We start from the raw sequence: 22,019 nt of genomic DNA on the forward strand, positions 1-22,019 counted from the left end.
CATTATTTCGAGTTTGAATTTTAAAAATACATTTTTCACTTGACAAAAAACAAGCGTTTATCGAGGGTAGTTTCGAGGACATTTTTTCGGGTAAAAGTCAAGTGTATGAAGAGAAAAACGATTGTTTTATAGATATAAAAGTAAGAAGTATATTGAAAAAACACATTTTGCTAATGAGAAAAATCTGATTCAAAAAAATGACAAAAGACATATTTCAGACAAAATGATGTCAATAATACGTCAAAAATAACCTGAATTTACTATGCAGGTATATTATACAATTCGATTAACGAATAAAACACTACAGAAATAGTGAAAAGGTAAAAAATAGCATTACAATAGTTTGAAAAACTGAAACTTCATATTTTTCGACAATACATACAAAATGTTTTTGTCTTTTCGTATTTCTTAATAATTGAGTTTGATAAGATTGCTCAATTAACTTTTATTATAAAAACTATGAAGGAAGTGATTTTAGTATGGAAACGCTCGAATTGGCACGAATACAGTTCGCATCAACAACGATTTTCCATTACTTTTTTGTTCCGCTGTCAATTGGTTTAGCTTTTATTATTGCGATCATGCAAACGTTGTATGTGGTAAAAGGGCAAGAAGTATATAAGAAGATGGCAAAGTTTTGGACGCAATTATTCCTTATTAACTTTGCAGTAGGTGTAGTAACAGGTATTTTACAAGAATTCCAGTTTGGTATGAACTGGTCAACGTATTCACGTTTTGTAGGTGATGTATTTGGTCCATCACTTGCGATTGAAGGATTACTGGCATTTTTCATTGAGTCTACATTCCTGGGTTTATGGGTATTTGGTGAGGATAAATTACCGAAGCGAATTCACTTAATGTGTATTTGGCTCCTTTCAATTGGAACGATGTTATCAGCATTCTGGATTTTAACTGCAAGTGCATTTATGCAGTCACCTGTCGGGTATGAAATGGCAGCTGATGGTCGTGCGCAAATGAATGATTTCTTAGCCATTATTCAAAACCCACAACTATGGGTACAATTCCCGCATACAATTACAGCGGCAATTGCAACAGGTGCATTCTTTATTGCTGGTGTAAGTGCATGGAAAATTACAAAAGGACAAGAAACTGTAGTATTTAAAAAATCTTTCCGAATTTCTATCATTGTTGGAACAATTACAACGGCGCTTGTATTATTCTTCGGTCATGCACAAGCGCAACAATTAATTAAGACACATCCAATGAAGATGGCGGCAGCTGAAGCGCTATGGAATACAAGTGAGGATCCAGCACCATTTACAGTATTTTCGAAAATTGATACAGAGAAGAAAGAAAATTCGTTTGAAATTCAAATCCCTTATATGCTAAGTCTATTATCGTATGATAAGTTTAGCGGTCAAGTTGAAGGGATGAATCAAATTCAAAAACAATATGAGGAAAAATATGGACCTGGAGATTATATTCCTCCAGTGCATACAATGTTTTGGAGTTTTAGAGCGATGGTAATGAGTGGAACATTCATGCTTCTTCTAGGAGCTTACGGATGGTTCTTATCAAGAAAAGATCGTTTAGCGGAAAAAACGTGGTATTTAAAATTAATGGTGTATGCAATTTCTCTTCCATTCATCGGTAATACAGTAGGGTGGATTATGACTGAAATGGGTCGTCAACCTTGGGTTGTATTTGGTGTAATGAAAACAGAAGATGCTGTATCACCAAATGTAACATTCGGTGAAGTATTATTCTCACTTATTTCATTCACATCAATGTATTTAATTATGGGTGGAATTTGTGTGTACTTATTTGTTCGTACCATTAAGGGCCACACGAATAAGAAAACGAAAAAGGATTATCAAAGCCATGATCCATTTGATAAGGAGGAAGAGTATGTTATCTCTTAATGAGTTATGGTTTTTAGTTATTGCAATCTTGTTTGTTGGATTCTTCGTACTGGAAGGTTTCGACTTTGGGGTAGGAATGGTTTCGAGGTTTTTAGGAAAGAATGATTTTGAAAAACGAGTTTACTTAAATACAATAGGACCGTTCTGGCACGCGAATGAAGTATGGCTTGTTTGTGCTGGCGGAGCCATGTTTGCGGCATTTCCGCACTGGTATGCAACTTTATTTAGTGGTTTTTATATTCCGTTTGTATTTATGCTTCTTGCTTTAATTTTACGAGGTGTTTCCTTTAAATTTCGTGCGAAAATAGATAATCATAAATGGAAGAGTGCATGGGATTGGGGGATGTTTATTGGAAGTATGTTACCTCCTATCCTTTGGGGAGTTGCGATTGCAAACTTTATGGTAGGTGTACCTATTGATGAGAGTAAAAACGTTGTAGGTGGATTCTTGCAATTACTTCATCCATTTGCGTTACTTGGAGGAGTAATGTTTCTCCTACTATGTATTGTTCACGGATTACAATTTCTTACGATACGTACAACTGGTAAATTGAGAGAACGTGCACGAATTGCTGCAATAAAAATTGCACCATTTTCATTAATTACACTTCTTGTTTTTGCTGGTGTGGGGTTATGGAAAACCGACATTTTCACTGCTCATGGAACAGAATGGATTATGGTGCCAATCGGAGCTTTTGTAGCACTATTAGTGTCCACTTTATTAAATAAAAGAAGAAGAGATGGTTGGGCTTTCTTTATGACGAGTTTAACAATCATTTTACTAAGTGCGAGTGTATTTATCGGTATGTTCCCACGTGTTATGATTAGCTCTTTAGGAGCAATGAATGATTTGACAATTTACAACGCAGCATCAGGAGCTTATGCATTAAAACTTATGACTTACTTTGCGATTGCTATTTTGCCTTTCGTTATCGGAAGTCAAATATGGAGTTATTATGTATTTAGACAACCTGTTAAGTCAGAAAACGATTTGGAGTACTAATGAAAAGAAAAAGAGGACTTCCGTCTTATCCCGGTAGCCGTATTTTATATGTAGCGTTAACGATTATTAGTATTTTAGAAGCTTTTAGTATTATTGCGCAAACAATCTTTTTAGCACGAGCTATTACGTTTTTATTTCATGGAGAGACAGTACAAACAATATTAAGGGAAATTGTTTATTTTGGTATCGCGTTTGCAGCGCGTCACATAGTAGTTCGAACATCACAAATATTAGTGGAACGTTTTGCTGAAAAAACAGGGTCGTTACTAAGAAAACAACTAATAGAGGCATATTTCACATTAGGTCCAAGGTATGTTCAAACTGTTGGAACTGGTCATCTGGTTACCTTATCAATTGAAGGGATTGAGAAATTTAAAACATATATTGAATTAACGATTCCTAAAATGATTAGAAGTAGCATCGTTCCAGGTCTAATTGTATTATACGTTTTTACGCTAGATATTGAGTCTGGAATCATTTTAGTTGTAACGATTCCTATCGTGATCATATTTATGATTCTTCTCGGATTAGCAGCGCAAAAAATGGCAGATAGTCAGTACGAGATATATCGTGTACTTTCGAACCATTTTGTAGATACGTTAAAAGGTTTAGAAACATTAAAGTATTTAGGGAAAAGTGAACAGCACGAAGGAAAGATTGAAAAAGTAAGTAAAAGGTATAGAAAAGCAACGATGCGTACTTTGCGAGTTGCTTTTCTTTCTTCTTTTGCATTAGATTTCTTTACGAGTTTATCAATCGCGTTTGTGGCAGTTGGATTAGGGATACGTTTAATAGATGGAACGATTATACTATTACCAGCCCTTACAATTTTGATTTTAGCTCCGGAATATTTTCTGCCGATTAAACAAGTGGGAGCAAATTATCATGCAACATTAGATGGACAAATTGCGATGGAGCAAATAGAAGAGATTTTGCAACAACAAAAAGGAATACAAAAGAAAGATTTAAATGAAGATATAGTATGGAATGCCTCTAGTAGCTTGAAATTACAAGACATCAAAGTTAATAATACTGAATCTGAAAAGGCTATATTAGAAGGAATTAATTTTACTTGGGAAGGTAACGGTGCTATTGGTGTTATTGGTGAAAGTGGTGCAGGCAAATCGACGTTAATCGACGTATTAGCAGGTTTTTTATCTCCTTCGAGTGGAAAGATGTTAGTAAATGGTGTAGAAGTTGATGGATCTACTCGTGAAGATTGGCAAAAAAATATCGCTTATATTCCGCAGCAACCTTATATTTTTCCGCTTTCATTAAAGGATAACATTCGTTTTTATGAAACAAATGCAACAGATGAAGAAGTTGAAAGAGTTATTAATGAAGTCGGCCTTCGTGCACTCGTTACATCACTTCCAAATGGGATGCACGAAAGAATTGGAGAAGGTGGACGTATACTAAGTGGCGGACAAGAACAGCGTGTTGCTATGGCGCGTGCGCTTTTAAGTAAAAAACCAATCATTTTATTAGATGAGCCTACGGCACATCTTGATATTGAAACCGAATTTGAAATAAAGCAAGCGATGTTACGTCTATTTAATGGAAAGTTAGTATTTTTAGCAACCCACCGTCTACATTGGATGAAACAAATGGACCATATTCTTATTTTAAATAAAGGGGAAATGAAAGAAAGTGGGACGTATGAAGAACTTTTAGAGAATGAGACATTACATTTTCATAGGGAAGAGAGGGGAGAGAAATGAGTAACTGGGTTAAACCTTATATAAAACAAAATAAAGGTAGAATGACTTTAACTATTTTCCTTGGTCTTCTTGGAATTAGTTCAGGAGCGATGTTACTTTTTATTTCAGGTTATTTGATCTCAAAATCTGCCCTTAGACCAGAAAATGTAATGGCTGTATATGTTCCTATTGTTGCAACAAGAGCGTTTAGTATAGGGCAAGCTGTATTTCATTATATAGAGCGCTTAGTCGGACATGATGTCGTACTACGTATATTAGAAAAAATGAGAACGAGGCTATATAGAATAGTAGAACCACAGGCGTTATTTTTCCGTTCTCGATTTCAAACGGGTGATATGTTAGGAGTGTTATCCGAAGATATAGAGCATTTGCAAAACCTATATTTACGTACAATATTTCCTAGCATATTAGCGCTAGTTGTTTATAGTATCTTCGTACTTGTTATCGGTGCATTTGATTTTGTTTTTGCACTTATTGTAGGTTGTATGTTAGCTATTATCGTTTTTCTTCTTCCGTTTGTATCATTACTTTTGATGAAGAAACATCATGTTACTTTAAAGCAAGGAAGAAACCGTTTGTATCAACAACTGACAGATGCTGTTTTTGGATTATCTGATTGGCAAGCAAGTGGTCGTAAAGATGAATTTATTAATGAGTATGTAAAACAAAATGATCAGTTGTTAAAAATCGAAAAGAGAGTGAAACGCTGGTATCATATTCGGGACAGTATCATTCAATTAGTAGTAGGTATTGTAGTTATTTCGATGATCATATGGACTGGGAATGAAGCGGCAAGTGAACAAATTGCTCCTACAGTTATCGCAGCTTTCGTATTAATGACTTTATCTGTAACGAACGCGCTTATTCCTATTGCAGATGCCATCGATCGAATACCGTCGTATGTAGAATCTACCCATCGTCTTAATGGCGTAGAAAGTGATAGTGTTTTACATGATGAAACGGATTTGCATGGAGAGAAAGATTATATTGAACCAAAACATGTAGATATTGAACTGAATCACGTATCGTATAGTTATCCAGATAGTAATGAGATTGTATTAAAAGATGTATCATTACAAATAAAAGCAGGGAAGAAAATTGCTATTTTAGGGAGAAGTGGGACAGGGAAATCTACTTTACTAAAATTGTTAACAGGGGCGTTAAGCCCAGTAAATGGCCAAGTTGTACTAAATGGTGAACGAGCTAATACGAATCTTTTATCTAAATATATTTCTGTATTAAATCAAAAGCCGCATTTGTTTGATACGACAATTGGAAATAATGTACGAATTGGCAAACCAGAGGCGACGGATGAAGAGATATGGAAAGCTTTAGAGAAAGCACAATTAGCTTCACATGTTACTTCTCTTCCAGACGGATTACAAACAAAAATGCATGAAATGGGAAAGCGGTTTTCTGGTGGGGAAAGACAAAGGGTTGCTTTTGCTAGAACTCTTATGCAAGAAACACCAATTATTGTACTTGATGAACCGACTATCGGTTTAGATCCAAAAACAGAATTGTCTTTAATTGAAACAATGTTTTCTGCAACGGAAGAAAAGACGGTTATTTGGATTACGCACCATCTTGTAGGAATAGAACATGTAGACGAAGTTATATTCCTTGATCGTGGCCAAATTGTCATGCAAGGTAGTCATAAACAACTTCTGAAAGAAAATGAAAAGTATCGTAAACTTTATGAGTTAGATAAAGGAATATAATTTGAATAAGCAATAATTGTAAAAATAGCTACGCCTAATGGTGGAGCTATTTTTTTTGTTAGATTGCAGGTGTATATGATTGTTACGAATTAAAAATGAATTTCATATTATACATATAATGGAGGGGATGTACATGAAGGAGCAATATAAAATCATTGTTTTAAGTGATGAATTATCAGGGGATAGGATTCGAAATACGTTAGACAAAAATAAATGTAAAACAATAGTTCATGTTGTGGACGTTTCAGATGTTGTTCGTATAGAAAGTTCTTTTCAATATATAGTCATTTGGAGAGGGGACGCAGAAAAACTTACAAATGACTTGATAAATAGGGGCGTGCAAAGTTCAAAAATTATTAATTTAACAAAATACATGTATGAATGGAAGGATAAATTAATTTCTATCTATCAAATAAATCCGGATCTTATGTCTTTATACATTTCTATGAAAAAAGCAAAGAGTGATCCGACGTATGAATTGTTTGCTACCGGTTTGTCTTATCCGCATTGTGGCATAAGTACGGAGCTTCTCTCAAAAAAGTCAATAAAATTAACACTTCCATCGCAAGATCTATACTATGATTATTTAATAGCGTCACAACTTTTATCAAACAATCATTCATTTCAATATTGTTTAATAGGAATAGCCTATTTTTCGTTTTACTTTGATATGTCGTTATCCTCCGAATCATATAGAATTCACAAAGTATATTATCCATTGTTTCAAGATGGTCATCATACTGTAGTTCACTCTCCTCTACCCACTGATGGATTCTCACATCTAAATACTCCGAAACCACTTCTTTCTATTTTTAATTTGCATTTTGAATATATTTTATTAGATGAACTAAAAGATGAATCATTGATACTGCCTTGGATAAATGCTGAGTGGAATACCACTCCTCTTCACATTCCTTTTGAAGAACACGGGAAAATAAGAGCAGCTTCACATGCTAAATTGTCGTACCCTCATACTTTAGTTGAAAATAAAATGATTTTTAAAAAATATTTAGATTTACTGTTAAAAAATGATATAAAGCCACTAATTGTTGTGTTCCCTGTTACTTCACATTATTTCAATTGTAGTAGTAAAAAATTAAAAGAAGATTTTTATAAAGTTATAAATGATTTTCAAACTCAATATTCTTTTCAAATCATAGATCTATTTGATTCGCCATTATTTTGTGACGATGATTTTTATGATAGTGATCATATGAATAAAAAAGGTGCAAATAAAATGTCCGCATTATTAAATATGTTTATTCAGGAACGAAAAGTATGATAATTTGTTTCATGTTTGCATAAAAGTATATAGGCTCCATACAGTTAAAGTAATGTGATTTTTGTGTCGCGTATATAAATAATATGCGAAGAGGTGAGAGAGTTAAAATGAGAACTCGTATTGAAAGAACTGAAGAGGTGGTAGAGCAACTTCCGTTGGTAAGTGTATTAATTCCTACGTATAATCGTCCTCGTTACTTTGAAAAGGCGCTATGTAGTGTGTTAGAACAAACGTACCCTAATATAGAAATTATAGTTGGAGATGACAGCACGAATGATGAAACAGAAAAAGTGTTACAAAAATACTTATGTGATCATTCAAATATTATTTATATAAAAAATAGATCAACTCTCGGACAATTTGAAAATGCGCTAATGTTATTTAATGAAGCGAACGGTGAATATATAAATTTTTTAATGGATGATGATGTATTTCATGTGAATAAAATTGAAAAAATGATGAAGTATTTTTTCGATGATTTAGATAATGAAATTAAGCTTGTAACATCTCATCGTCAAGTCATTGATGATAAAGGGAAAGAGCTACGACATATTTATTCGACTGTCCGTTTATTTGAAGAGGATACCATTATAGCGGGAACAGAATTAGGAAATAAGGTAATTGTGGATCAAAAAAATTATATTGGAGAACCGACAACAGTTTTATTTCGTAAAAATGATTTACAAGAACCGTTTGGGATTTTTGATAAGAGGCGGTATTTATGTAACGTAGATATAGCTTCATGGTTATCTTTATTAAGTAAAGGAAAAGCTGTATATATAGCAGAGACACTTAGTTACTTTCGATTACATCCAGATCAACAGTTAAATGAATCTAATAAAATGATGGATGGGTTAGAAGATTTTTCACACAGTATTATAGCAGGAGAACAATATGGTTTCTTATCCACTGAAAAAGAGTTAGACAAAGCGATAACTAATTTTCTAGATTATGCAAGAAGGATAGTTCCATCATCAATATTATATACATTAGACTATTACCAAAAAATTAGAGCGAAGAAAATAAACATAGAAAAGAAAAAACAACATATAAATAATAATTCTTCTTTACCGAAAGTAAGTATACTTATTCCTGCATACAATAGACCTTATTACTTGGAATTAGCACTCAACAGCGCTTTGAATCAAACATATGAAAATATTGAAATTATTATTTCTGACGACAGTACAAATAATGAAGTCAATGCTATGATTCAACCGTACTTACGTGAATATGAGTGTATTACATATGTAAAAAATGAAACGCCGTTAGTTGCCGAAAACTTTAATAAGTGTGTAGAACTTGCGAATGGGGACTATATAAACTTTTTATTAGATGATGATTTATTTCATCATGAAAAGATCGAGAGAATGATGAAATACTTTTTGGCGTTAGAAAATATTTCATTTGTGACGTCATATCGTGAACTGATTGATGAGAATGGAGAGATATTACCACCTTCAACATTAAATATGAAAATCGTGAAAGAAACTACACTTTTTGAAGGAAAAGAATTAGGGAATTATATGTTAAAAAACTTGAAAAATGTAGTTGGTGAGCCGACAACTGTTTTGTTTAATCGGAATTTGTTTGACGGGAAGTTTGGATATTTTAAAGGAAAGGCTTATTCTGCTATTAATGACATTGCAACTTGGCTAGATATGATGAGGAAAGGAAAAGTAGTTTATATACATGAACCTCTTAGTTATTTTAGACAGCATAGTGGACAAAATCAAAAACAAATGCATTTTATTTTAATGACAATTGAAGAGTGGATTGAATTAATTATAGATGCATATAATAGTGGGTTTTTAAGCTCCGAAAGTGAGTATAAAGAGAGTTTATCTTATTGTTTAGAAAATGCGGGATTTATAGTTAAGGATGCAGTAAGAAATGGCGAACTAGATCAAATTTATAATGAAAAGATAAAAAAAGGCTTAAACAAGTTAGTTGCTCATATGTTCGAGAAAGAATGTTGTTATTGTCAATATTGCAATCAACAATTTGAAAAATTTTCACCTTGGCCAGCACATTATGATTTTCCGAAATATAAATTTGAAATGTGGAATAAAGATACAGGGATATGTCCAGTTTGTAATTCGATGGATCGTGAAAGATTGTACCGTGCGTACATTGAAACGGAAACGGACTTGTTAAATAGAAACTATACAATGCTTCATATTGCACCTGAAGCAAAGTTAAGAGATTGGTTTAACGAGTATAAAAATATTACGTATGTATGTGGTGACTTAGAACCAAAGGATCCATTAATGAAGGAAATTGATGTTACAAGAATTACATATGATAGTAATACTTTTGATGTAATATTATGTAGCCATGTATTAGAACACGTTCCTGATGATGACAAAGCAATGCGAGAGTTATATAGAGTGTTAAAGCCAAATGGATGGGGAATTATTCAAGTACCAATCGTAATGAATGTAGATTTTATTATAGAGAATGAATTAATTGTAACACCACAATTGAGGAAATTAGCTTTTGGTCAAGAAGATCATGTGAGAATTTACAATCAATCGGGATTTATTCAACGATTAATGAATGCAGGATTTAAGGTAGAATTATATAACATAGCGGAAAAACAAGGAATGAAAAGTGCTAGGAAATTTGGATTATCTGAAACAGATATGCTCTATATTGTCCGAAAATGATAGGAAGGAATAGATAGATATGGAGAATATTCCTTTTTTACGTGCTTCAACTGTACCTGTAAGTGAGTATTTGGACGAATTGAAGGAAATTGATACATCTCACATATATACGAATTATGGACCTATAAATCAACGTTTTGAGGAAACAATTATGTCGTCATTTTTTCAAAACAGGGGAGCTGTTACAACAGTAGCAAACGCAACGTTAGGGTTAATGGCGGCTATTCAACTAAAGAAAAGAAGAAAGGGAAAGTATGCTCTCATGCCTAGCTTTACATTCCCTGCGACTGCCTTAGCCGCTATTTGGTGTGGATTGGAACCTTACTTTATTGATATTTCAATAGATGATTGGTATATGGATAAAACCGTACTTTTGGATAAGATAGAAGAATTAAAAGAAGAGGTTGCGATTGTTGTCCCGTACGCCACTTTTGGATCATGGATGAACTTAGAAGAATATGAAGAATTAGAGAAGAAGGGGATTCCGGTTGTCGTAGATGCGGCGCCGGGATTTGGATTAATGAATGGAGGGATGCATTACGGTCAAGATTTTAGTGGAATGATCGTATATAGCTTTCATGCAACAAAGCCATTCGGAATTGGTGAAGGAGGGCTCATATATAGTAAAAACGAAGAAGATATACAACGTATTAAAAGAATGGGGAATTTCGGATTTGATAAAAATCGTGAATGTACGATGATGGGGTTTAATTGTAAAATGTCTGAATACGCAGCAGCTATTGGGATTGCGACTATAAAAAAGTGGGATCAAAAATTAAAAGAACGTACCCGTATTTCTGAATGGTATAAACAGTTGTTACAAAATACTGGGTTAATGAAAAAAGGGTGGAAAGTCCAAAAGACAGAAGCAGTTATTCACCAATTTATGCCTATCATTTGTCCAGAAGAAGTTCGCAACATACAAGTAATTGAAGAACTGAAAAAACAGAAAATAGAAGCTAGATTATACTTTTCACCATCTTGCCACCAACAAGTTCTTTTTAAAAACTATAAGTCGACAGATTTAACAAAAACGAATAAAATAGCAAAACGAATCGTAAGTTTACCTTTATGGGAAGGAATGACGAAAGAACTAGTAGAGCAAATTGTAATCTGTTTAGAGCAGAAGGTGGTGTCGGTAGATGAATAGTTTTTATAGTCAAGAAGAACTAAAGAAAATTGGATTTTTATCTGTTGGGAAAAATGTATTGGTTAGTAAAAAAGCAAGTATATATAATCCGAGTGCTATATCAGTTGGCAATCATGTAAGAATTGATGATTTTTGCATTTTAAGTGGTAAAATCACAATTGGAAGTTATTCGCACATATCAGCGTATACAGCGTTATATGGAGGGGAAGTTGGGATTGAAATGCATGATTTTGCAAACATCTCAGCTAAAACAATCGTATATGCAGTACTTGATGATTTCAGTGGAAATACATTAATGGGGCCAACCGTCCCGAATCAATATAGGAATGTGAAAGCAGAAAAAGTTATTTTAAAAAAACATGTGATTATTGGTGCTAATTCTATTATTTTTCCAAATGTAATTGTAGGAGAAGGTACGGCAGTCGGCGCGATGAGTATGGTAAAAGAGAGTTTAGATGATTGGTATATTTACGCTGGAGTTCCCGTAAGGAAAGTAAAACCTCGTCAAAAAAAGATGCTAGAGTTAGAAATTGATTTTTTAAAAAGCATTTATTCTTAACAAAAAAGAATGAATGCTTTTTATTTTTATCCCGCTATTTGCCGATAAAGAGTCGACTGGTGAGGGCTAATTAAAGTTTCACTTTATGATAGAGCAGAGTGTATCTTAACTTATTATGTTTTAAATTTTGCTGACCAAGGCAATACTGAGCCATAGTGAATGTAAAGTTGGAGGGCGAGCGTATATGTTTGATGAGGATGGGATTGTTTTAATTATGGAACCAGCTGATGAAAGAAACTTGAGGAGATTTATTTTTTCAGTGCCAAAGTCAGTGTATGAAAAGAAGGGGCTTACATTACACTATGGAACAGCTATAGGACAAGGGTATATGGATATAATTGAAGATATTATAAGCGTGCATATAGAAATAGATGTTGTAACGATAATAGGGCATGTAAGAGGGTAAATAGCTATTTGAAAAAGGTTATAAACAATTTAGCTAGAAGTTATGTATAGAGAAAATTACAGACAATTATAAGGACGAAGGGGGTCTAAAATGAAAATAAAATCAATTGTATTAGTATTCATAGTTTCAATTGGTTTAATGGGATGTTCAATAGTGGAAGAAGGAAAGAACTCCATAGATTATGCTCAAAAGGCGACAGACTATGTAAATGAAATAAGTGCATTTGCAAATGATGCACCAGCATTAGCAGAAAAGGCCGTTAATGATAGCGAGGCTCGAAAAGAATTAGAAACGAAGCTTAGTGAAATTAAACAAGATATACCCGCATTCAATGAATTAACGCCACCTGATGTAGCAAAGGATCTTCATCAACAAATCGTCGGATATAACGAAAAGTTAAATACGTTAATTGATACGGCGAAGACAAAGATAGAAGAAGGCAAAGTGGATGTAGAGCAATTTAAAAACTCTGAGCTTATGCAGACGGTAGATCAAGTTCGAGATTTGAAAGATAAAGTGCAAAATTTAGGTCAATAGTAAAAAGCTCCGTTTGTGATAAACGGAGCTTTTTGTATAAGTGATTACTTAATAAAATACACCACAACACCCATTAAAATGATAGTATTCCCAATTACTTTTCTTTTTGTTACTTTTTCACCTAAAAAATACCAACCGAAAATTAATATGATGATATAACTTAATGATTCTAATGCAGAGACTTGATTTATTGTCAGTCCCTTTAAGGCGATAATATTGAATCCTGCGTTAAGTACAAATAAAGAGTAACCGATGATTACATATGGATTTACATATTCTTTTAATTTAGAATCATATTGCTGTAAAGTAGCCTTTTTTAATAAAATTTGTGAGTAATTGGCCAATACGATTCCAAAGATCAATAACAACATATAACTATTCATCTTTTGTCACCACCACAATTCCGACGATAATAATAGCCGCACCAAGTAAATGATTCCACTGTATCGTATCTCCAAATAGAACTACTGACCAAAGCATTGACCACAGTATAATAATTCCGCGATGTGAATATGCTTTTGATATTTCGAAATGCTTAATTACTTGTTGCCATAAAATTGCATATCCGAATAAAAGTACAACTAGTCCGAAATAAGCAATAAAAAATGAGATGGAAGCAATGGGAAACTTAGCTGCCCATTTCATGTAAACCACAATGATAGAATATATCAAAAAAGCTACATGTAAAAATACGTAATTTTTAATAGTTGGTTTCATTTATTCACTCTCTTTTACATATAAATATATATTTATATCTATCTTTTCCTAATAATAGATATTGGAACGTATTTTGTTTAATCTTTCACATTCCAAATTATATAGTATCATGGCTTTTATTGTAAAACAATAGAAGCTATGCATTCATTTTTTCCAAGGTTCTACAATATGTATCGTTTTATTTGTTGCATCCAACTTTACTTGAATACCGATAGGCATGGTAATCATGGGATGTGTATGACAACAATCGAAGTCAGCTAGAAAAGGAATTCTTTGATTTTGAAGTACTTCTAATAGTATTTCAAAAGGCTTTCGATTTGTACCACAATTATCAAATTGCTCATGTTTTCCAAGAATGATACCTGAAATTTTATCGAATACACCGTTAATTTTAAGTAATGAAAAGCTTCTTTCAATAGTAGCTGCATCTTTTGAACTGTCCTCAATGAAGAGAATGTCGCCTTCTTGAATATGTGGCATATAGGGGCTACCCAAAATTCCTTGTATCGTGTTTAAATTCCCGCCAATAATACGCCCAGTAGCTTTTCCATCAATTACTGAAATCCAATCGTTTGGTCGAAGTTCTTTCTCCTTCGTCTTTTCTTCCCAATTAATAAATTCATCTGACCAAAATAATGGTTGTTTTATATGATAAGGAAGAGAATGATCATGTAGTAAAGTTTCAGCAAAATATTTGTATGTGCAATCAACAAAAGGTTCAAATTCGCCAAAGGAAGGGACGAGAGCTGGTCCATAAAATGTAGGGATTCCTGTTTTGGCGTAAATTCCTAGTAATAAAGCAGTTGCATCTGAATACCCAATCATTATTTTAGGGTTCTTTAGAAAAGCATCATAATCAATATAAGGTAATATTGAATTTGAATTCATCCCACCAATTGTTGACATAATACAAGAAATATTAGGATTTCTTATTAAGACATTTAGCTCCTCAGCACGCTCTTGTATACTACCAGAACGATAAAAATCATATCGACCTGTTAATGAACCTTCTAATATATGAAACCCTTTCTGTTGTAAGTAAGATTTTGCTCGTTCAAATCTTTTTGGAGAAGTGTAGGTTACTGGTGAAGAAGGGGAGTAGATCCCAATTGTGTCTCCGTATTTTAATGATTTTGGAAGTAGCATTTGTATGAATCCCTTCTATTAAATAGTTTATCTCGCTATTTGACGGGTAGCCCGATTGGGGGGCTGATTAAAGTTTCGCTTTATTTACGAGATTTTATTATTGAATATTCTTACGTTTCAATATTGTAAGTTTAACATAAATAAATTAAAAAAATCATTGCTGTACTATGAATAAATATACCTTTTACCTTGACTGTATAAAGGAATTGTTGTTAAGGTTAAATGTGAGTGTATAAAAGGTTTGCTAAAGGAGTTTTGAAATGAATCGGTTAAAATGGGGAAGGATGACAGTCCTATTAGTTATTATTTTAGGGATATGTTGGTTCTTATTCCAAGGAAATCAAAAGAGCATAGCGAATGTAGAGGGACAACCTTTGCAAGTGGCAGAACTACCTAAAGCAGGATTTACTGAAAAAGTAGTCCCGCCAAAGTACATCCCACCAGAAATTAACGCAAAAGCAGCTATGATTATCGATGCGAGTGATGGAGATATTATTTATCAATATAATGAAAATGAAGCTTTTGCACCGGCTAGTATGTCTAAGATGATGACAGCGTATCTCTTACTAGAGAGTATACATAACGGGAAAGTTCGCTGGGAAGATCCAGTAAAAATGAGTGCGAAGGCGGCACAAACAGAAGGAGCGAGAATCCCAGTACAAGTTAATGACACATTAACTGTTAAAGATTTATATCATGCATTAATGATTGAGTCAGCTAATAATTCGGCTGTGGCTTTAGCAGAACATATGGCAAAATCGGAGAAAGATTTCGTTCAGCTTATGGATGCAAAAGCGAAACAGTTAAAAATGTCGGAACATGCTAAATTTGCAAATGCTTCTGGATTACAAGAGCCGGATGGAAGTGAAACAAAAATGACGGCTGGTGATGTAGCACAATTGGCGTATCATCTTATAAAAGATTATCCGGAAATATTAGAAGTGACTCACTTACGTCAAAGTCAGCTAGCATTTAATAATATTAATGTTATAAGCACAAACGACATGTTAAACAAAAATAATAAAAGTTTATATATAGAAGGAATGGACGGACTAAAGACTGGATTTACAGATAGCGCAGGATACTGTTTTACTGGGACTGCAAAGCAAGGTGATAATCGAATTATTACAGTGGTCATGGGGACATCAAGTAAAACAAAACGTTTTACAGAGACAAATAAGTTAATGTCGTATGCATTTGGATTAGTTAATTAAGTAAGTAAGTAAGTAAAATACGAATCTAGATCGCTACATAAGTAAGACTGTTTGTTGTTACTAATTTTAGATAACAACAAACAGTCTTTTTATTTTTATTTTAAAAAGGAAAAAGCTTCTAAATATAAGTGTTATTATTTGAGTTTGTTTGTTGCTGTGATATTATAAAGTTATAAGCTTATTAATAATAAGTTTGAGGGGCGTAATATGATATATACATATGAAATAGCCTCAATTGAAAATTGGAGGGAATTATGATGGCAAAAGATTTTTACTCAGCAATTGAAGACAGAAGATCTATTTATGCAATTAGTAAAGAGCAAGTAGTTTCTGATGAGAAAATTCAAGAAGTGATTTATCATGCTGTAAAACATACACCTTCAGCTTTTAATTCTCAAAGTGCTCGCGTTGTTGTTTTATTAGGAGAACAACATGATAAATTATGGGATATTACGAAAGAAACGTTACGAAAAATTGTACCTGAAAATAACTTTGCACCTACTGAAGAAAAAATGAATGCATTTAAAAGTGGTTATGGAACGGTTTTATATTTTGAAGACAGTGAAGTAGTGGAAAGCCTTCAAGCAAACTTTGCATTATATAAAGATAATTTCCCAACTTGGTCTCAGCAATCATCAGGAATGTTACAATTTGCAATTTGGACAGCTTTAGAAATTGAAGGGTTTGGTGCTACGTTGCAGCATTACAATCCGCTAATTGATGAAGAAGTGAGAAAAGAGTGGGATGTTCCAGCAAATTGGAAGCTCACTGCGCAAATGCCATTTGGTAAACCGGTAGTACATGCTGGTGAAAAAGAATTCCAACCGTTAGAAGCCCGTGTGAAAATTTATAAATAAAATAATTTGATAAAAGGTGAACAGGAATATAACCTGTTCACCTTTTTTTATACGTAATAAGGGTTTTTTTGTCCAGCATTTTTCATCTGATTTTTTAATTCATTTTTACCTGTTTCAATAGCTGATACTTTTTGTAATGTTATCATTGAAACGAATTGAATAAAAGCATAGTATAACTCTATATTTTTTTGTATTGGATCATCTATTATATTTCTCACAAATATGCCTCCTCTTTTTATTCCAATAAAACTCCGCATTAATGGGCAGCCCGAGTGGTGAGGGTTAATAATTAGCGGAGGATGTATAAAACCCTTACTGATTAAAGTTCCATTTTATAAGGGAGTGAAACTTTAGTCAGTTCGCTAAAATTCTATTTTATTAGGATATATATAATACTATAAATATCCTATAAATTCCAGTATCGGAAAAAGAGAACAGTTGATATAGTGTGTGTTTTCTTTAAAGGAGAAATGGCTTTTTTGAAATAAATCTTACAATTCGTCAAATTATTTCAAAATTGTAGATAGTATAGAAATTTAGTTTTCTAAAAATATTATACTATTGATAAATAGAGTGATTTTTGTCATGATGAAAGTATACTTCATGTAAGGAGCTTTATAAGGAAATACATAATGTGGTTTGTATTAGGTTAATAGAATTTTTTATAGAAGATAGAAAAGGGATGTTTTATATTGAGATATTAAATGAAATGTCGAATTTTCATGCGATATATGAGAAATTTGAAAAAATCATTGCAAAAACACTATAATTAATGATAAAGTTCACATGAAGTTCACACGGATTTCACTTTGTTCATTTAAAATGAACTCTGTGTGAAAAATAAAACTCTTGCTAAAAAATGGAACTGGATGAATATTTTACTTTGATAATATTGTAAAGTATTAAAGTTTTAAGTTTTTTTAAGAGGATAGTAGGGAAAGGAAGTAAAGACAACTTATGAAAAAAGTAATTGCAGGTTTAGCAGCAGCTTCTGTAGCTGGCGTTGCAGTTCCAGGAATGGATTCTGTTCATGCACAAGTTTCAAATGAAGCGCTAAAAGAAATTAATGGACAAACTCAAACTCAAACGACTGTAACTGAAACAAAAACTGTAGAAACAACTTCTGAATTAAAATACACAGTAACTGCTGATGTATTAAATGTTCGTTCAGGTGCTGGTACAGGACATAACGTTATTTCTAAAGTGAAATCAGGTCAAGTGCTACAAGTAGTTGGACAAGAAAACGGTTGGTTCAAAGTAAACGTAAATGGTCAAACAGGTTATGTAAGTGGTGACTTCGTAACGACTGGTGGCAAAACAGGAACGACTGTTCAACAAGGAACAGGTACTTACACAGTAAACGTTTCTTCACTTAACGTACGTACAGGCCCAAGTACATCTCATACAGTATTAGGTTCTGTAAACAAAGGTAAAACAGTACAAGTTGTAGGTGAAGTACAAGATTGGTTTAAAATCAACTTCAATGGTGGAACTGGATACGTAAGCAAAGACTTCGTAACAAAAGGTGGTTCTGCTGTATCTAACGAAACACAACAACCAACTACAAACAACAATACTACAACAGTTCAAACTGGTGGTTCTTATGTTGTTAACACTGGTGCTTTAAAAGTACGTACAGGCCCAGCTACATACAACGCTGTAATCGGTGGAGTAACAAATGGTAAAGTATTAAACGTTACTGGTGCTGAAAATGGTTGGTACAAAATTAACCATAACGGCCGCACAGGTTATGTAAGTGCAGACTTCGTTAAGTTTGTAAAAGGCGGAGTAAACAACGTTACAAATAACAATAACGTTACAAATAACGTTCAACAACCAGGTAAAGACGTACAAAAACCAACAACAGGTGGAGATACATCTTCAATCGCTGGATTCGCTAGATCTTTAGAGGGTAAACCTTACAGAACTGCTGGTACGACACCTAATGGTTTTGACTGCAGTGGTTTTATTTACTATGTATTAAATAAAACAGGTCACAACATAGAGCGCACAAATGTTAAGGGATATTGGGCTCAGTTAACAAAAACTAACAATCCACAACCAGGAGATTTAGTATACTTTAGCAATACTACAGAAGCTGGTGGTTTAACTCATATGGGAGTTTATTTAGGAAATGGTAAGTTTATTAGTGCGGAAACAACTTCAACAGGTGTGAAAATTAGTTCAGTAAATAATTCATACTGGAGCAAACATCTAGCTGGTTACACAAAAGCATGCTAAGAAAAAGTAGTTTTATATACTTTTCGTATAGAGAAAAGGCTTTCCAAGGAAACTTGGGAAGCCTTTTTATAGTTGAATAAATTGGAAGTTCAATAGTTTTTATTTTAACTTTCCATTTAAAAATCGATCATATAAGTCATGGAAATAGTTAGGACGAAATAAGTTCGCTGCATGTCCCGCTAACGGTATTTCCTTATATAGAACGTTAGGCAAAATAGATTTCAAATCAAATAGACAAGATTTATAGAGATGATCATGCTCTCCCATTACCCATAGTATAGGGTGAGGAAGTGATTTTAATTTAGATTTTAAATCGAATTCTAATCGATGTCGTAATGACTGGGCAATTATGGATGAATGTAATTGTAATCCGAAACGGTAGTAAATATTTCTTGAAATGACTGCGAACGGATTTGCTTTTAGTATACCACTTGGAAAAATAGTATTTGCGTATTGAGAGAGCCATTTAGAGTATTCATCTCCTCGCTTCTCCCAAAAATTTTGAAATACATTATATAAACGAGAAGGGTTATTGTAATGTCCTCCAATATGACAAATACTTAATACTTTTTCTGGATGCATTTGCGCAAAAATTGTAGAGATGTAACAGCCGTAACTTAGCGCACAAATATGAGCTTTTTTAATACCTTCTTGTTCATATAAGTTTAATAATTGATCTACGAGGCGCTGTAATGAAAAGTCGATTGCTTCACCTTTATCATCACCGTGACCTAATAAGTCATAAGTTATAATGTTGTAGGAGGTGGAAAATCGTTTTTGCTCCTTTTTGAAGGCGCGACGATTGCCAACTAATCCATGAATAAAAATAATTGTTTCCTTTTCAGAATGTATATTTGTTTGCAAAAAGGATACTCCTTTCACTAACTGGAGATTTGTATCGTGTTTTAAATTATTTATCTATAATTTACATAGAATAATATTAAGTACCAGGTAATAATATCAGATGTTTATATCTGTTGTAAAGATGAGTTTTTATGTATATTTTGTAAAAATAGAAAAAGTGTATTTACATTCAGTTTACATTTGTATTGTATTCTAATTTTAGAAAGAACAGTTTTGTTTAATATGAGGAGATGAACAGGAATGGAAGTTAGAAATGAAATGAAGAAAAAAGGGAGTTGGAGGCAGTTTTTACGCCTTATTCAAGATACAAATCCTCCGAAAGGAATTTTAGTATTTGCGTTGTTAATGAGTTTGCTTTCTACGGGAGCGAGTTTATTTATTCCTATGCTGACAAAAGGATTAGTAGATAATTTTTCGCTTTCTTCAATTAGTGCAGGACAAATTGTTGGGTTAGTTGCTTTCTTTGTAATGCAAACTATTGCGGCAGGGTTGTCTATATATTTACTAAATTATATTGGGCAGAAGATTGTAGCGGGACTAAGAGAACGTTTGTGGAAAAAGGTACTTATCCTGCCGGTATCTTATTACGATCAAAATAGAACAGGTGATACGATTAGCCGTATGACGAATGATACAGGTGTTGTGAAAACGTTAATTTCTGAGCATTTGTCAAACTTATTAACAGGTGGTATTTCAATTGTTGGATCGTTAATTGTATTATTTGTTTTAGATTGGAAAATGACTGCGTTACTTTTAACGGTTATTCCGTTGTCTGTGTTAATTTTAGTTCCACTTGGACGAAAAATGTATAAGATTTCAAAAGCGCTTCAAGATGAAACTGCATCTTTTACAAGTGTGTTAACGCAAGTGTTATCAGAAATTCGTTTAGTGAAATCTTCAAATACAGAAAAGAGAGAATATGAAACGGGTAATACAGGTATACAAAAGTTATTACAATTTGGTTTGAAAGAAGGAAAAGTGCAAGCATTAATTTCGCCAGTTATGTCGTTTGTTTTAATGGCACTACTTGTTATTATCGTAGGATATGGCGGGATGCGAGTTTCTAGCGGTGCATTAACAACCGGTGAACTTGTAGCGTTTATTTTGTATTTAGTTCAAATTGTAATGCCAATGAGTCAATTATCTATGTTCTTTACACAATTCCAAAAGGCAATTGGTGCAACGGAAAGAATTAGTACGATTTTAGAATATGAAGTAGAAGATCATGAAACTGGTGTGAAAGTGACAAATGCTAAGCAACCGATCGTTCTTGAAAATGTACATTTTGAGTATAACGAAGAAGAGCAAGTTTTGAAAAATATTGATTTCACAATTGAATCTGGAAAAGTGACAGCGATTGTAGGACCAAGTGGTAGTGGGAAAACAACTTTATTCTCATTATTGGAACGTTTTTATGAGCCAACTAGTGGCGCCATTAAATTAGGGGAAGAATCAATTACGAGTTATTCATTACAGTCATGGCGACGTCAAATCGGTTACGTATCACAAGATAGTCCGTTAATTGATGGAACAATTCGTGATAATATTTGTTATGGCGTCGAGGGTGAAGTAACGGATGAAGAAATTGAAAAAGTAGCAGCAATGGCATATGTTGATGCATTTATTCATGACTTACCAAACGGTTATGCAACAGAAGTTGGAGAACGCGGTGTGAAGCTTTCTGGGGGACAAAGACAGCGAATTGCCATTGCCCGAGCGTTACTTCGAAATCCGCAAATTCTTATGCTAGATGAGGCGACTTCAAGCTTAGATAGTAAATCTGAGTCTGTCGTTCAAAAAGCGTTAAATAACTTAATGAAAGGCAGAACAACGTTAGTGATTGCGCATAGACTTTCTACTGTTGTAGATGCAGATAAAATTGTCTTTATTGAAAAAGGGAATCTTACAGGTAGTGGTACGCATGATGAATTATTACAGACGCATGATATGTATCGTGAGTTTGCAACGCAACAATTGAAAATTAAAGAGGGTGCATTATAAAATGAATCATCAGCGGGAAGTTTACTCCACTGATGATTCATTTTTAAA

Annotated in this window: 19 protein-coding genes; 14 read left to right on the forward strand and 5 right to left on the reverse strand. The window is 33.4% G+C overall.

Translation table 11 applies throughout. The annotated features are described in order from the left end of the window. The first annotated feature begins 479 nt into the window (after positions 1–479). The 10 genes from cydA to N2V80_RS09430 all read left to right on the forward strand — a co-directional run bounded on the left by cydA (position 480) and on the right by N2V80_RS09430 (position 12,931). Positions 480–1,883: a cytochrome ubiquinol oxidase subunit I gene (gene cydA, locus N2V80_RS09385; RefSeq protein WP_000448870.1), complete on the forward strand. Its 1,404-nt coding sequence runs from the start codon at positions 480–482 to the stop codon at positions 1,881–1,883. Continuing rightward, positions 1,870–2,886: a cytochrome d ubiquinol oxidase subunit II gene (cydB, locus tag N2V80_RS09390; RefSeq protein ID WP_053512678.1), complete on the forward strand. Its 1,017-nt coding sequence runs from the start codon at positions 1,870–1,872 to the stop codon at positions 2,884–2,886. Before cydA ends, cydB begins: the two co-directional genes overlap by 14 nt. After that, positions 2,886–4,607: a thiol reductant ABC exporter subunit CydD gene (cydD, locus tag N2V80_RS09395; protein WP_061654539.1), complete on the forward strand. Its 1,722-nt coding sequence runs from the start codon at positions 2,886–2,888 to the stop codon at positions 4,605–4,607. Before cydB ends, cydD begins: the two co-directional genes overlap by 1 nt. After that, positions 4,604–6,328 (forward strand): thiol reductant ABC exporter subunit CydC, encoded by a 1,725-nt coding sequence (gene cydC, locus N2V80_RS09400; RefSeq protein WP_061654538.1) that lies wholly within the window; start codon positions 4,604–4,606, stop codon positions 6,326–6,328. Before cydD ends, cydC begins: the two co-directional genes overlap by 4 nt. A gap of 133 nt (positions 6,329–6,461) precedes the next feature. Then, the gene (locus tag N2V80_RS09405) at positions 6,462–7,610 is read left to right on the forward strand and encodes a hypothetical protein (protein WP_000664248.1); all 1,149 of its coding nucleotides are present in this window, start codon (positions 6,462–6,464) and stop codon (positions 7,608–7,610) included. Between the two features lie 107 nt (positions 7,611–7,717). Continuing rightward, the gene (locus N2V80_RS09410; RefSeq protein WP_061654537.1) at positions 7,718–10,279 is read left to right on the forward strand and encodes a glycosyltransferase; all 2,562 of its coding nucleotides are present in this window, start codon (positions 7,718–7,720) and stop codon (positions 10,277–10,279) included. Positions 10,280–10,298: 19 nt separating this feature from the next. Continuing rightward, complete coding sequence (locus tag N2V80_RS09415) at positions 10,299–11,429, forward strand: DegT/DnrJ/EryC1/StrS aminotransferase family protein (protein ID WP_000427968.1); 1,131 nt, start codon at positions 10,299–10,301, stop codon at positions 11,427–11,429. Next, the gene (locus tag N2V80_RS09420) at positions 11,422–11,988 is read left to right on the forward strand and encodes an acyltransferase (RefSeq protein ID WP_001084184.1); all 567 of its coding nucleotides are present in this window, start codon (positions 11,422–11,424) and stop codon (positions 11,986–11,988) included. The genes N2V80_RS09415 and N2V80_RS09420 overlap by 8 nt, the downstream gene beginning before the upstream one ends. 184 nt (positions 11,989–12,172) lie before the next feature. Next, complete coding sequence (locus N2V80_RS09425; protein ID WP_000459099.1) at positions 12,173–12,394, forward strand: hypothetical protein; 222 nt, start codon at positions 12,173–12,175, stop codon at positions 12,392–12,394. Positions 12,395–12,484: 90 nt separating this feature from the next. Beyond that, complete coding sequence (locus N2V80_RS09430; protein WP_000695229.1) at positions 12,485–12,931, forward strand: DUF6376 family protein; 447 nt, start codon at positions 12,485–12,487, stop codon at positions 12,929–12,931. A gap of 44 nt (positions 12,932–12,975) precedes the next feature. Here the strand turns inward: N2V80_RS09430 and N2V80_RS09435 are convergent, their stop codons facing one another. The 3 genes from N2V80_RS09435 to N2V80_RS09445 all read right to left on the reverse strand — a co-directional run bounded on the left by N2V80_RS09435 (position 12,976) and on the right by N2V80_RS09445 (position 14,794). Further along, positions 12,976–13,314 (reverse strand): EamA family transporter, encoded by a 339-nt coding sequence (locus N2V80_RS09435; RefSeq protein ID WP_001089876.1) that lies wholly within the window; start codon positions 13,312–13,314, stop codon positions 12,976–12,978. After that, a complete protein-coding gene (locus N2V80_RS09440; RefSeq protein ID WP_000805132.1) occupies positions 13,307–13,648 on the reverse strand; it encodes an EamA family transporter in 342 nt (113 codons plus the stop codon). Before N2V80_RS09440 ends, N2V80_RS09435 begins: the two co-directional genes overlap by 8 nt. A gap of 144 nt (positions 13,649–13,792) precedes the next feature. Then, the gene (locus tag N2V80_RS09445; RefSeq protein ID WP_061654536.1) at positions 13,793–14,794 is read right to left on the reverse strand and encodes a S66 family peptidase; all 1,002 of its coding nucleotides are present in this window, start codon (positions 14,792–14,794) and stop codon (positions 13,793–13,795) included. Between the two features lie 260 nt (positions 14,795–15,054). Here N2V80_RS09445 and N2V80_RS09450 point away from each other — a divergent pair, with 260 nt between their 5' ends. Beyond that, the gene (locus N2V80_RS09450; RefSeq protein WP_001080871.1) at positions 15,055–16,008 is read left to right on the forward strand and encodes a D-alanyl-D-alanine carboxypeptidase family protein; all 954 of its coding nucleotides are present in this window, start codon (positions 15,055–15,057) and stop codon (positions 16,006–16,008) included. Positions 16,009–16,262: 254 nt separating this feature from the next. Continuing rightward, positions 16,263–16,865, forward strand: a complete 603-nt coding sequence (locus tag N2V80_RS09455) for a nitroreductase family protein (RefSeq protein WP_170950841.1) — start codon at positions 16,263–16,265, stop codon at positions 16,863–16,865. A 47-nt stretch (positions 16,866–16,912) separates the two neighbouring features. Here N2V80_RS09455 and N2V80_RS09460 read toward each other — a convergent pair whose 3' ends face one another. Beyond that, positions 16,913–17,083 (reverse strand): hypothetical protein, encoded by a 171-nt coding sequence (locus N2V80_RS09460; RefSeq protein WP_061654534.1) that lies wholly within the window; start codon positions 17,081–17,083, stop codon positions 16,913–16,915. A 739-nt stretch (positions 17,084–17,822) separates the two neighbouring features. On the opposite strand from N2V80_RS09460, the gene entFM reads away from it, so the two are divergent. Beyond that, complete coding sequence (gene entFM, locus N2V80_RS09465) at positions 17,823–19,106, forward strand: enterotoxin EntFM (protein WP_061654533.1); 1,284 nt, start codon at positions 17,823–17,825, stop codon at positions 19,104–19,106. A 99-nt stretch (positions 19,107–19,205) separates the two neighbouring features. Here entFM and N2V80_RS09470 read toward each other — a convergent pair whose 3' ends face one another. Continuing rightward, positions 19,206–19,970, reverse strand: coding sequence for an alpha/beta fold hydrolase (locus N2V80_RS09470; protein WP_061654532.1), 765 nt, complete (start codon positions 19,968–19,970; stop codon positions 19,206–19,208). Between the two features lie 240 nt (positions 19,971–20,210). Between N2V80_RS09470 and N2V80_RS09475 the strand changes: the two genes are divergently transcribed. Further along, positions 20,211–21,971: an ABC transporter ATP-binding protein gene (locus N2V80_RS09475; RefSeq protein WP_061654531.1), complete on the forward strand. Its 1,761-nt coding sequence runs from the start codon at positions 20,211–20,213 to the stop codon at positions 21,969–21,971. Positions 21,972–22,019 lie beyond the last annotated feature (48 nt).

Origin of the sequence: Bacillus sp. FSL W8-0640 (assembly GCF_038007725.1) — a bacterium.
GTDB classification, from domain to species: Bacteria; Bacillota; Bacilli; order Bacillales; family Bacillaceae_G; genus Bacillus_A; species Bacillus_A cereus.